This window comes from Sulfurospirillum sp. UCH001 (genome assembly GCF_001548035.1).
In the GTDB taxonomy this organism is placed as follows: Bacteria; Campylobacterota; Campylobacteria; order Campylobacterales; family Sulfurospirillaceae; genus Sulfurospirillum.
Window position 1 is genome coordinate 1 of sequence record NZ_AP014723.1, and the last position, 12,765, is coordinate 12,765.

10 protein-coding genes and 1 other RNA gene are annotated in these 12,765 nt (G+C 34.7%); 9 read left to right on the forward strand and 2 right to left on the reverse strand.

Annotated elements, in window-relative coordinates:
* Nucleotides 1-159: 159 nt before the first annotated feature.
* From dnaA to UCH001_RS00030, 6 genes are all read left to right on the forward strand, one after another.
* Nucleotides 160-1,485 carry a chromosomal replication initiator protein DnaA gene (dnaA, locus tag UCH001_RS00005; protein ID WP_067172570.1) on the forward strand — a complete coding sequence of 442 codons (1,326 nt, stop codon included), beginning with the start codon at nucleotides 160-162 and terminating at the stop codon, nucleotides 1,483-1,485.
* A 156-nt stretch (nucleotides 1,486-1,641) separates the two neighbouring features.
* Nucleotides 1,642-2,709, forward strand: coding sequence for a DNA polymerase III subunit beta (gene dnaN, locus UCH001_RS00010; protein ID WP_067172573.1), 1,068 nt, complete (start codon nucleotides 1,642-1,644; stop codon nucleotides 2,707-2,709).
* 30 nt (nucleotides 2,710-2,739) lie between these two features.
* Nucleotides 2,740-5,052, forward strand: coding sequence for a DNA topoisomerase (ATP-hydrolyzing) subunit B (gene gyrB / locus UCH001_RS00015; RefSeq protein ID WP_067172575.1), 2,313 nt, complete (start codon nucleotides 2,740-2,742; stop codon nucleotides 5,050-5,052).
* The gene (locus tag UCH001_RS00020) at nucleotides 5,052-6,467 is read left to right on the forward strand and encodes a GGDEF domain-containing protein (protein WP_067172578.1); all 1,416 of its coding nucleotides are present in this window, start codon (nucleotides 5,052-5,054) and stop codon (nucleotides 6,465-6,467) included. Before gyrB ends, UCH001_RS00020 begins: the two co-directional genes overlap by 1 nt.
* Nucleotides 6,464-6,859, forward strand: coding sequence for a preQ(1) synthase (gene queF, locus UCH001_RS00025; protein WP_067172580.1), 396 nt, complete (start codon nucleotides 6,464-6,466; stop codon nucleotides 6,857-6,859). Before UCH001_RS00020 ends, queF begins: the two co-directional genes overlap by 4 nt.
* Nucleotides 6,853-8,064 (forward strand): HD domain-containing protein, encoded by a 1,212-nt coding sequence (locus UCH001_RS00030; protein ID WP_067172583.1) that lies wholly within the window; start codon nucleotides 6,853-6,855, stop codon nucleotides 8,062-8,064. Before queF ends, UCH001_RS00030 begins: the two co-directional genes overlap by 7 nt.
* An 18-nt stretch (nucleotides 8,065-8,082) precedes the next feature.
* Here UCH001_RS00030 and ffs read toward each other — a convergent pair.
* Nucleotides 8,083-8,180: signal recognition particle sRNA small type (gene ffs / locus UCH001_RS00035), an RNA gene on the reverse strand.
* Nucleotides 8,181-8,320: 140 nt separating this feature from the next.
* Here ffs and UCH001_RS00040 point away from each other — a divergent pair.
* On the forward strand, nucleotides 8,321-8,995 hold the full coding sequence (locus tag UCH001_RS00040) for a uracil-DNA glycosylase (protein WP_067172586.1): 675 nt from the start codon (nucleotides 8,321-8,323) through the stop codon (nucleotides 8,993-8,995).
* Complete coding sequence (mutY, locus tag UCH001_RS00045; RefSeq protein ID WP_067172588.1) at nucleotides 8,992-9,957, forward strand: A/G-specific adenine glycosylase; 966 nt, start codon at nucleotides 8,992-8,994, stop codon at nucleotides 9,955-9,957. The genes UCH001_RS00040 and mutY overlap by 4 nt, the downstream gene beginning before the upstream one ends.
* Here mutY and UCH001_RS00050 read toward each other — a convergent pair.
* Entirely contained in the window at nucleotides 9,913-11,097 is a 1,185-nt protein-coding gene (locus tag UCH001_RS00050) for a multidrug effflux MFS transporter (protein WP_067172591.1), read from the reverse strand. The two genes, mutY and UCH001_RS00050, sit on opposite strands and share 45 nt — an antisense overlap.
* A 238-nt stretch (nucleotides 11,098-11,335) precedes the next feature.
* Here UCH001_RS00050 and UCH001_RS00055 point away from each other — a divergent pair, with 238 nt between their 5' ends.
* Complete coding sequence (locus tag UCH001_RS00055; protein ID WP_067172594.1) at nucleotides 11,336-12,745, forward strand: DASS family sodium-coupled anion symporter; 1,410 nt, start codon at nucleotides 11,336-11,338, stop codon at nucleotides 12,743-12,745.
* Nucleotides 12,746-12,765 lie beyond the last annotated feature (20 nt).

A 12,765-nucleotide genomic window follows, 5' to 3' on the forward strand; every position in this document is an offset into this window, starting at 1 on the left:
TTTTTTATCCTTTATTCACAGGGTTGTTCACGATGTGAATAACTTTTTTCACATTATACACATACCCACTTTAACATATAACTAATAATAGTTTAGATAAAATAAAACAAACTTATTCACATGATATTCACAGGGTGAAGACTTTTTTAAGGAGTATGTTTGTTAGCAGATACTGTCATAGAACTTTTAAAAGAAGAAATTTCTTCTTTAGAGTATGATCGCTATATTAAACAACTCAAGTTTCATGAAAAAGCCTCTAATTCGGATCAAATGGTCTTTCTTGCTCCCAATATTCTCATTGCAAATTGGGTACGAACAAAATACTCTGATAAAATCGCTCATCTCTTTGAACTGAAAACAGGTAAAAAACCTGAAGTAAAAATTGTTCTCAAAGAGCATCTTAAAACGACTAAAACGAAATCAACTCCTACTGAGATGATTGATGCTATTAAAAGCACAAAAAACACTATTTTAAACCCATCCTACACATTTGACAGCTTTGTTGTAGGAAGTTCAAACCAATACGCTTATACGGCTGCTAAATCTATTGCTGAAAAACCAGGCTTGATGTACAATCCAGTCTTTATTTATGGGCCAACAGGACTTGGTAAAACACACCTTATTCATGCTATTGGTAACTATGTACAAACCAAAGGTAAAATTGTTATTTATGCCACCATTGAACAATTTATGAATGACTTTACGTATAACCTTCGAAACCAATCAATGGATAGATTTAGAGAAAAATACCGTAATTGTGATGTTCTACTGATTGATGATACTCAATTTTTATCCAATAAAATTCAAACACAAGAAGAATTTTTCCATACGTTTAACGAACTTCACTCTGCAGGAAAACAGATTGTTTTAACCTCAGATAAGCCGCCAAAAATGATCAATGGGCTTGAAGATCGTCTTAAAAGTCGCTTTGAATGGGGTTTGATTGCTGATATCGGCTTACCAGAACTTGAAACTAAAATTGCTATTATTAAAAAGAAATGTGAACTTGATGGTATCAATTTAGGCAGCGATATTGTCAATTACATTGCGGCTAATATGGGTGATAATATCCGTGAAATTGAAAGCGCCATCATTAATCTTAATGCCTATGCATCACTTATGCGTCAAGAAATTACTCTTGATTTTGCTAAAAACGTTATGCGTGAACAGATTAAAGAGCGTCGTGAAAATATTAGCCTTGAAGATATTATTCAAATCATTGCAAAAGATCTAAATATTAAACCAAGTGAGATTAAATCAACAAAACGTAGCAAAAACATTGTTGAAGCAAGACGTATTGGTATCTATTTGGCAAGAACACTCACACCAAATTCTATGCCTTCACTTGCAACGTACTTTGGAATGAAAGATCATACAGCCGTTTCACATAATATTAAAAAAATTAATGAGCTTATTGAAACCAATGAGTCCTTTAAACTCAAAGTTGAAGATTTAAAAAATAAAATTTTAACCAAACAAATGTAAAAAGTTTTGATGATAAACGTGATGAGATGTGAAAAACTCATATCAAATCTTTCACGCGAATCGTCCCTATTTTGAGGTATAATGTTGATGTTTTCACGAATTCATCTCATTCTACTACTTCATCTATTTTAATTAAAATAATAAAAAGGAGACTCTATGAAAGTTTCAATTAAAAAAAGCATTTTAGAAAACATGTTACTCAACATTCAACCTTATTTAGAAAAAAAAGATTTGAGTCAAATTACATCACATGTTTTACTGATAACAAAAGACGGTCAATTTACGCTTAAAGCAACTGATTATGAAATTGGTCTTTCTTACCATACTCCTGAAATTAAAATTACCACAGAAGGCGATGCAACAGCTAATGGTAAAAAGCTCTTAGATATTATCAAAAGTTTAAAAGATGATGAAGTTGTTTTAGAAACAATCAATGATTACCTCTATATCAAACAAAACAGCTCCAAATTTAAGCTTCCAATGCTTAATCCAATGGATTTCCCATTATTTCCAGAAATTGCAAATAAACCCAAATTTGACATCAATAGCAACACATTAGTTCGTTCTATTAAAAAAATAGCACCTGCTATTGATAGTAACAATCCAAAATTCGAACTTAATGGTTCTTTGATCGATATAAAAGATAATAGTATTAATTTGGTTGCAACTGATACTAAACGTCTTGCTATTATGCAAATTGAACAACCAACAGAACATAACTTTACATTGATTATTCCTAAAAAAGCAATCAGTGAAATTCAAAAACTTTTTTTTGATAACATTGAAATTTTTTACGATGAAAATACTCTTATTGCAAGTTCAGCACATTTTACATTTTATACAAAACTCATTAATGGTAAATTTCCTGATTATGCACGCATTATTCCAAAAAATAAAAATTATCGAATTCTGCTCAATCGTGAATCTATGGTTGATGCTATTAAACAGATCTCAATTATCTCTCCTGAAATCAAGATCACCTTTAAACCTGAAAAAGTTGTTTTTGAGAGTTTAAATGACGATAACATTGAAGCAAAGACAGAGATCGATTTTAAAACAGGTTTAGATAATGACATTTATTTAGCAGTTAATAGTCGGTATATTTTGGATTTTCTATCCAATATTGAAAATAGCAATTTTACATTAGGGTTTAATGATAGTGGTCTTCCTTTCACATTAGAAAGCGATAATTTTATGACTATTGTTATGCCTATTATGATTTAATACAGAAGATAATAAAGAAGCGGAGAAACTATGAGCAATTACGGTGCAGATAATATTAAAGTTTTAAAGGGCCTTGAAGCGGTAAGAAAACGACCTGGTATGTATATTGGTGATACGAACATTAACGGTCTTCACCATTTGATTTATGAAGTCGTCGATAACTCTATTGATGAGGCAATGGCTGGCTATTGTGATCTCATTAAAGTAGAACTTACACGTGAAGGCTCATGTATTGTAACCGATAATGGTCGTGGTATTCCTGTTGGTTGGCATGAGGGTGAAAATATGTCAGCAGCAACTGTTGTTCTTACGGTACTTCATGCAGGTGGAAAGTTTGATAAAGATACCTATAAAGTGTCAGGTGGTTTACACGGTGTTGGTGTTTCTGTTGTAAATGCACTTTCATCAAAACTTGTTGCAACCATCAAACGTGAGGGAAATGAACATCGTCAAGAGTTTGCATGCGGTATTCCTCAAACACCACTGGATATTGTTAAAACAACCAATCGTACGGGTACAACGATTGAATTCTGGCCTGATGGTACTATTTTTGAAACAACAGAATTTCAATTTGAAATCTTAGCAACACGTTTTCGTGAACTTGCATACCTCAATCCAAAAATAACGATTGAACTCAAAGATCAAAGAGATGGACGTGCTGAAGTGTACCACTTTGAAGGTGGTATTAAACAGTTTGTTCTAGATCTTAATAAAAAAGAAAAAGTAGCAGAAGCTGTTCATTATACAGCAAGCGTTGAAGATGTTGAAGTTGATGTTGCAATGATGTACAACTCAACGTACAGTGAGATTGTTTATTCGTTTGTTAACAATATTAAAACCATTGATGGTGGAACTCATGAAAGTGGTTTTAGAGCTGGTCTTACACGTGCCATTACGAACTATATCTCTTTAAATGCTGGTATTCGTGAAAAAGACGTCAAAATTACAGGTGATGACGTTCGTGAAGGTTTGATTGCAATTGTGAGTGTAAAAGTTCCTGAGCCTCAATTTGAAGGACAAACAAAGGGTAAACTCGGAAGTTCTTATGTTAAACCAATTGTACAAAAATTGGTGTATGAACAACTGGTTAAATACTTTGAAGAAAACCCAATCGAAGCGAAAGCAATTATGAACAAAGCCCTTGCTGCAGCAAGAGGTCGTGAAGCGGCTAAAAATGCTCGTGATTTAACTCGTAGAAAAGATGCTATGAGCATTGGAACACTTCCTGGAAAATTAGCGGATTGTCAAAGTAAAGATCCTTCTGCATGTGAACTTTACCTTGTAGAGGGCGATAGTGCGGGAGGTTCTGCAAAACAAGGACGTGATAGGGTTTTCCAAGCAATTTTACCACTCAAAGGTAAAATTCTTAACGTTGAAAAAAGTCGTTTAGATAAGATTTTAAAATCGGATGAAATTAAAAATATGATCACAGCTTTAGGATGTGGTATTGGTGATGAATTCAATGAAGAAAAACTTCGTTATCATAAGCTAATCATCATGACCGATGCGGACGTTGATGGTAGTCACATTCAAACACTGCTTTTAACATTTTTATTCCGTTTTTTACGTCCTGTCGTCGACAATGGTTATGTCTATTTAGCACAACCACCACTTTACCGTTATAAAAAAGGTAAAAAAGAGATTTATCTTAAAGATGATCATGAAATGAATGCCTTTTTAATTGAATCTGGTATGGATAGCATTGATATCGAGGGTATTGGTACAAATGACTTGGTTGATTTCTTCAAAATCATTTCTGCGTATAGAGGTATTTTAAAAGAGCTTGAAAAACGTTTTTCTATGATTGAAGTCATTCGTTATTTGATTGAAAATCCAGATCTTATTACACTTCCTTCAGCAGAACTCTTTAAAGAGATTGAAAAGTTTATAACAGCGCTTGGTTACAATATTCTGAATCATTACATCAATGATGATAGTGTTCATCTTTTCATTCAAACCAACGATGGGTTAGAAGAGTTGCTTTTAGATGAATCATTCTATACAAACCCACTTTATGAAGAGGCACGTTATATTTATACCAAAATTGTTGAGCGCGATTTTGATGTTTTTGATGGACGTGATCCTGTTGAAGTTCTTGATGAAATTGAAAAAAATGCTAAGAAAGGTGCTTATATTCAGCGCTATAAAGGTCTTGGTGAGATGAACCCAGAACAATTATGGGAAACAACCATGAATCCTGAAAATAGACGTTTATTGCAGGTTAAAGTTGAAGATGCAGAAGCAGCAAGTGAAACATTTACCCTCTTTATGGGCGATGAAGTTGAACCTCGCCGTCAGTACATTCAAGACCATGCAAAAGATGTAAAACACTTGGACGTTTAATGCTCTATTCTGAGATAAAGGAGAGAGAAAATCGATTTAAAATAGCTCTTAAAATCGCTTTTCCACTCCTGCTTCTCATAGGCATTTTTTTCTACTCATTTCAGCTTTTTTCACACACTTCGGTTAATTTTTTTCTTCTTATTTTACTGATTCCTATTTATGTGTACTATACGGTTTATTTGATCTATCATGGTTTTCAAACAACTCTGATTGATCCTATAACAAAAACATTCACAAGAGCCGAAATTCTTACTAAAATTGAAAAAATAAGCGACCCAGAAAATACAACAATTATTTTTTTACACATCAACAATTTTAGTGATATTAATGAGCGTTATGGCATTAACAATGGTGATTTGGTCTTAAATCAATTTATTCAAAAGTTAGAGTTTTTTTTACGTGAACATCGTTTTAAAAATATTCCTATTGGTCGTTATAGCAGTGATAGTTTTCTTTTATTTATTAAACATCCAAGTCGAGAACTCAAACATCTTTTAACAGTTTTTACAAAAAGTGTCCAAAATGTTGGAATTTCCAATATTGAAGTTAAAGTTGCTTTTTCTCTTTTAAGTGCTGCCTATGATACTGATGCAAATAACCTTATTGAACGACTTTTAATGATGATTGAAGAGCAAAAAAAGAGTGAAGAGACAACACCCAATATTAAATTGAATCAGTTTAAAACCATTATCTATGAAGTGATACAACACCATAAACTTTTCTTTAAATATCAACCATCTCTATCACTTCAAAAAGAAAAAATAACAATATTAGAAGTTTTAACACGTATGGAGTCACAAACCTATGGAACACTCTCAAAACAGCAAATTCAGCGTATTGTGAATCATACAGGGCATGAAAGAGAGTTTGATGAAAAGGTTTTTGAACTTTTACTCAAAGAAATTATACCACTTATGGAAAAAGAGATACTTTTTAGTATTGAAATATCTCCAGTGACGCTTCGAAATTTAAATTTCAAACGGTATCTTTTAACGCTTTTTGAACGTCAAAAGATTTCACCTCATCGTTTTATATTGGAAATTACAGAGAAAAAAAGTTATGAAAATATGCATCGTTTTAGAGAAATCATTGAAAGTTATCAAGAGGTTGGATTTAAGATAGCCTTGGGCAACTTTGGTGGAAATAATTGTGGTTTTGAATACCTCAAATATTTACCGATAAATTTAGTAAAATTTGATATTGAATTTACTAAAAAAATTGATGATTCAAGGTATCAGCACCTTCTTGGTCATTACATCAAACTTATCCAAATGCTTCATATTCAAAGTATGGTAAAATTCGTAGATAAAGAGGCTCTTTTACATAAAATAAAAGAGTTTAAACCTGATTTTATACAAGGGTTTTGCATTTCAAAACCTAAAAATTTAGAACAAATACTAGGAGAAATTAAATGAAATACGGTGAACAAATTATTAAAGAATTTGATGTTGAAAAAGATTTAGAAATTTGGCCAAATCAGCATAAAAAAAATTATGTGATTAAACTCACATTACCAGAGTTTTGTTGCCTTTGCCCACGAAGTGGTTATCCTGATTTTGCAACAATTTATATTGATTATATTCCTGATGAACTTGTTGTAGAACTTAAAGCTATCAAACTTTACATCAATAGCTTTATGAACCGTAACATCAGCCATGAAAACAGTGCCAATGAAATTTATGACCTACTCGATCGTAAACTCAAGCCAAAATGGCTTAAAGTAGTCGCTGATTTTAACCCAAGAGGTAATGTGCATACAGTTATTGAAATTGACTCCAAAATGGTTAGAAATGAGAGCTTATGCTAAATCCAAAACTCATTGAGCAGTTCTTTGGAGCTGCTTCTATTCAGCGTTGGAATGATTATCCGCGTATGGTGGAACTGGTAGAACTCGACAAACAAGCGCATAAATTCATTATTGCTTATTTTATTGCAAAGATGGAGTCAAAAGAGAATATTGATATGCGCTCTTTGATTGAAGCAGGTATTTTTGAATTTCTACGTCGTGTTGTTGTCACCGATATTCGCCCTGATGTTTTTCGTAAAGCACTTCAAAAAAAAGAGAAAGAGATCAATACATGGGTACTCTCTCAACTCTATGATTCTTTAAGTGATATCGAAAATGGAGCGTTTTATAAGCGTTTCGAAATGTACATTAGCGATAGTTCTATGTATAAAAAAGAGCGATTTATTCTCAAAGCAGCTTCATATATGGCAACACGCTGGGAATTTTCGATAGTCTATCAAACCAGCCAATTTTTAAACAATATTGATCGTGTCAAAGAGGCAGTGGAAGAAGAAATAGAAGACTATTATGAACTTATAAGCGTTCGTAAAATGGCTATGAATAAAAAAATCTCTAAAATTATAGACCTCAGTGGACGACTTCGTTTTCAAAAACGTTGGGCACAAACACCTAGAATTCCAGAAACTTCTGTATTAGGGCATATGCTCATTGTAGCAATTTTGGGCTATTTTTATTCTCTCTCAGCAAAAGCATGCGACCAACGATTGGTCAATAACTTCTTTTGTGCACTTTTTCATGATTTTCCAGAAGCGCTAACAAGAGACATTATCTCTCCAGTCAAGTATTCTGTAAGTGGGCTTGATGATATTATCAGTGAATTTGAAATTAAGATGATTGAAGAAGAGATACTTCCTTACCTTCCGGAGGGACTTATAAAAGAGTTTAAATATTTACTTGGATTGTATGGCGATAATCAAAAAAATGAGTTTATGAACCGTATTTTTGAGCATGAAATTACAGCAGTTGAAGATCTGTCTCACTACAACGAGAATAAATTTAATGCCATTGATGGAAAAGCGCTTAAAAATTGTGATAACTTGGCTGCATTTATTGAAGCGACACTTTCTATTTCACACGGTGTAAAGTCTAAAGAGCTCACACAAGGTAAAGAGCATATACGTCATAAGCTAAAAGAAAAAGGGAAAATGGGTAATGCTGATTTTTATGAATTGGCATTGGAAATTGAAAATTATTTTGGAGTATGAACGTAGAGGTAAAAAAACCCTCTCCCAGATGACTGCGGCACACACCTAAAAAAAGTGCTCTGCTGTGTTCCCACCCTGAAGCTTTGCTCTTAAAAGACATTGCACAGGTCTAGAAGAAGGCGAAGCGTATTTTACCCAAAAATTCTTAAACAAAAGAATTATTCTGCCTCTTCGAGGCAAGCTTTAGTGCCCCAGCGGCTAGCGTAGTCTTTTGAGCTTTGCTTGAAAGACGAGAATAAAGATAATGAGGACATTTATGGTTGATCCAAAAATTGAAGAGAGTTGGAAAAGTGTTTTAAAAGAAGAGTTTCAAAAGCCCTATTTTGAGAGTTTAAAAAGTTTTTTAGTTGAAGAAAAAAAACATCATACAATCTATCCAAGTGGAACAAATATCTTTGCTGCATTTGATAATACACCTTTTGACAAGGTTGAAGTAGTTATTTTAGGACAAGACCCTTATCATGGAGCAGGACAAGCACATGGACTTTCTTTTTCCGTACAAGATGGCGTGCCTCATCCACCCTCTTTGCAAAATATTTTTAAAGAACTACGCGATGATTTAGGGTGTGCTATTCCGCAAAGTGGGAACTTAACAGCATGGGCAAAACAAGGCGTTTTTTTACTCAACACAGTTTTAACGGTACGCTCTAGCGAAGCAAATTCTCACCGTGGACAAGGATGGGAAAATTTCACAGATGCTGTCATTAAACTTTTAAGTAGCCAAAAAGAGCATTTGGTATTCATTCTTTGGGGAAGTCCTGCTGGAGCAAAAGCATCATTAATTGATAGCAAAAAACACCTTATTTTACGTGCTCCTCATCCCTCTCCTCTCTCCTCATATCGTGGATTTTTTGGATCTAAACCTTTTTCAAAAAGCAATCATTATTTAATCAACAATGGTAAAAAACCTATTGAGTGGTGTTTGGCTTGAATGTAAAAGAGGCTATTTATGAGTGGTATATAAAAAATGGTCGTCATGATCTTCCATGGCGACAAACTGATGATGCCTATAAAATCTATCTCAGTGAAATCATGCTACAACAAACACAGGTTAAAACGGTTTTAGAACGCTTTTACTTTCCCTTTTTAGAACGCTTTCCAACGCTTAAAAATGTTGCTGTTGCACCCTTGGATGATGTGTTAAAGATGTGGGAAGGATTGGGCTATTACACCCGAGCTAAAAACCTTCATCATACTGCCATAACATGCAATGGCATTTTGCCAAAACGACCAGAGGAACTAGGTGGACTTAAAGGCATAGGGAAAAGCACCGCACACGCTATTTGTGCATTTGCTTACCATCAGCCGTTGCCGATTCTTGATGCAAATGTAAAGCGTATTTTATGTCGCTACTATGCGCTTCAGACAAAAGATGAAAAAATTCTTTGGGAAAAAGCGTGGAAACTTCTTAATACACAACATCCTTATGAGCATAATCAAGCAATGATGGATATAGGCTCACTTATTTGTACTCCCAAAAACCCTCACTGTTTAGAGTGTCCACTGCATATCTCATGTAAAGGGAAAGAAGAACCTGAAAGGTATCCACTCAAAGTAAAGAAAGCATCAATTCCTACAAAACAGCGTTTTGCTTTAGTGATTATGCAAGAGGGAAAGTTAGGGCTTATCCAGCGTAAAGAGAAGTTACTGCATGGACTTTGGGGTTTTGTCCAGGTCGATGTTTGTCCAAGTAATGCCAACTATTTAGGGAGAGTTTCTCATACGTATAGCCATTTTAAACTGGAGCTAGATGTTCTTATTCTTAATGAATCTACAGAAAAAGTAGATGGTTATTTTACAAATGAAGAAATAACACAACTTGCCCTTTCCACTGTAGATAAGAAGATTTTAGCTTTGTGTTCCATGATGGGGAATATACCCCCTACTTCCTAACAATAAAAGAAGTGTTCCACAAAGACTTACAACCATCATAACACCCGTAATAGGTAAAAGAGTACTATCATGCATTGAGCTTGCGACAAAGCCCATAAATGCGCCTACACTGTACTGCAAAACTCCAACAATTGCATTGGCAGAAGCGCTAATAGTTGGAAAAAATTCTAGCGTTAAAGAGATGGCATTTGAAAAGATGAAACCTAGTGTCCCAATATAGAAAGAAATCAGTGGAAAGAGAAGATAAAGATTGCCATCTTGAAAGACAAATAATAAAACACCAAGAATAGATTGCGTGGTCATACCAAAACGGAGCAAAACAAGTGGCTCATTTCGTTTTACAAGCCATGCATTAAGCCGCCCACACGCCATAAGTATCATCACGCTTACGCCAAAAAAGAGTGCAAATTTTCCAGCGCTCAGATGAAAATGCTCCATGTATATAAATGATGAAGAGGTGATGTAGGTGTACATTCCTGATGTACATAAAATTTGCGAAATAATAAAAACCATTGCTTGTTTATGAGTAAGAACATTTTTATAGTTTTGAATAGGCGTAATTTTGCTGCGTTTTTGTTTAACAGGTGGAAATCTAAAAAGGTAAAAACCCAGTGCAAACAGCGTATAAATTCCTAAGAGAATGAAAATAATTTCCCACTCAAAAAATTTAAGGACTAAAGAACCAAGTGTAGGTGCCAGAAGTGGAGCCATGAGCATAACCATGGCTATCAGTGAAAAGATGCGAGCACTCTCTTTACCATCAAACATATCACGAACGGTTGCTGAAACATTGACGGTTGCAATGCCTCCACCAAAGGATTGAAGGGCTCTTAATATCCAAAATGTTTCAACTTGAGGCGTAATGGAGAGTAAAAAACTACTGAGTCCAAAGACAATAAGACCAATAATAACCATAGGGCGTCTGCCATAAGCATCAGATATAGGGCCGCCAAAAAGCTGCCCCATTGCCATACCAAAAAAATAGATACTAAGACTAAATTCTATATTAGGAATACTTGTATGTAATTCTGTTGCTATAGCAGGAAATGCGGGTAAATACATATCAATTGCCAAAGGTGTAATAGCTGAAAGTGCAGCAAGTGTTAAAACGATTTGGCGTTCAGTGAGTGTGTGGGACATTAAAAATTCTCGTTAGTTAAAGTAATGTGATTATAGGAAAATAGTTTAAACCCTGTGTTAATAGCAGATAAATGCTGTTTCGAAACAGACTAAAAGTTAGTATTTTGAATAAATTCAGTATTAATAGATGTTTAAGTAGATAAAACTTAGAATATTTAATAAGTGATATGTGATAACATATTAAATATTATATAGAGGTTGTTAATGTATTGAGTTAAATTATGAAAGGGAGGTTTTGATGTCAAAGCAAACTATTGGGATGATTGTTCCTATTGCTGTGCTTTTTGTGTTGTGGTTTTTGCCTACTCCTCAAGGACTAAGTCTTGAAGGATGGCATTTTTTAGCTATTTTTTTAGCAGTGATCATTGGGCTTGTGATTGAACCTGTTCCAGCGGCACTGGTTGGTTTAGTAGGAATTAGTGTTGTTGCTTTGCTTGGTTTAGCGGGTAAAACTCCAGCTGCCAATGTAAAATGGGCACTCTCAGGATTTTCAAACTCCACAATTTGGCTTATTTTTGCTGCCTTTATGTTTGCAATGGGGTATCAAAAAACAGGTCTTGGAAAGCGCATCTCTTTAGTGATGATTAAATATATGGGCAAAAGTTCACTAGGGCTTGGTTATGCAGTTGCTTTTGCAGATCTCGTATTATCGCCTTTCATGCCATCCAATACAGCGCGAGGCGGTGGTACTATCTATCCTATTGCCATCAACATTCCTATTATTTTTGGCTCTACACCAGAACATGAACCGCGTAAAATGGGAGCATATATCACATGGATTGCTATGACAGCAACCTGTGTCACCAGTTCGATGTTTCTAACGGCACTGGCACCCAACCTTTTGGCGATAGACTTAATCGCAAAAGGGGCTAATATAACCATAGAATGGGGAGCTTGGGCAAAAATCATGATTCCTTTAATGCTACCTCTCTTTTTAGTAACACCCCTTTTGGTTTATTTGATCTATCCACCAACCCAAAAAACCTCTCCAGAAGCACCTGCTTGGGCAGCAGAAGAACTCAAAAAAATGGGCACCATTAGTTTAAAAGAGATTTTAATGGCATCCTTCGCAGGGCTTGCACTTATTCTTTGGATTTTTGGTAAAGAGTTTAAAATCGATGCAACGATAGCTGCAGTTTCTATTGTTGCTGCAATGGTTTTAACACGCGTAATCACATGGGATGATGTCATTGGCAATAAACCAGCATGGAATATCTTTATTTGGTTTGCAACGCTTGTAGCGCTTGCTTCAGGACTCAATGATGTGGGCGTTTTAAAATGGATAGGCAAAGGTACTGAAGTGTATCTCTCAGGCCTTACTCCTACGATGTTGATGATTTCGATGATAGTCTTTTTCTTTATGTTGCATTACTTTTTTGCAAGCTTGACAGCACATACGACAGCATTGTTGCCTATTTTCATTGTGATTGCAGCAAAACTGATTGCACCTGAGCAGTTAACAACATTCATGATTTTGCTCACAAGTACAATAGGACTTATGGGGATTATTACACCTTATGGCACAGGACCTTCGCCGATTTGGTACGGTGCAGGATACATCTCGCAAGGAAAATGGTGGGCACTAGGTGCTATATTTGCTCTCATTTTTATGTCAGTATTATTACTAGGAGTATTTATTTTCCTCTAAATAGATTTATCCTTACATGG

What these genes read in the sequence shown, in the direction of transcription:
- dnaN (WP_067172573.1), top strand. Translation starts at nt 1,642, where the DNA reads ATGAAAGTTTCAATTAAAAAAAGCATTTTAGAAAACATGTTACTCAAC.
- gyrB (WP_067172575.1), top strand. Translation starts at nt 2,740, where the DNA reads ATGAGCAATTACGGTGCAGATAATATTAAAGTTTTAAAGGGCCTTGAA.
- UCH001_RS00020 (WP_067172578.1), top strand. Translation starts at nt 5,052, where the DNA reads ATGCTCTATTCTGAGATAAAGGAGAGAGAAAATCGATTTAAAATAGCT.
- queF (WP_067172580.1), top strand. Translation starts at nt 6,464, where the DNA reads ATGAAATACGGTGAACAAATTATTAAAGAATTTGATGTTGAAAAAGAT.
- UCH001_RS00030 (WP_067172583.1), top strand. Translation starts at nt 6,853, where the DNA reads ATGCTAAATCCAAAACTCATTGAGCAGTTCTTTGGAGCTGCTTCTATT.
- UCH001_RS00040 (WP_067172586.1), top strand. Translation starts at nt 8,321, where the DNA reads ATGGTTGATCCAAAAATTGAAGAGAGTTGGAAAAGTGTTTTAAAAGAA.
- UCH001_RS00050 (WP_067172591.1), bottom strand. Translation starts at nt 11,097, where the DNA reads ATGTCCCACACACTCACTGAACGCCAAATCGTTTTAACACTTGCTGCA.
- UCH001_RS00055 (WP_067172594.1), top strand. Translation starts at nt 11,336, where the DNA reads ATGTCAAAGCAAACTATTGGGATGATTGTTCCTATTGCTGTGCTTTTT.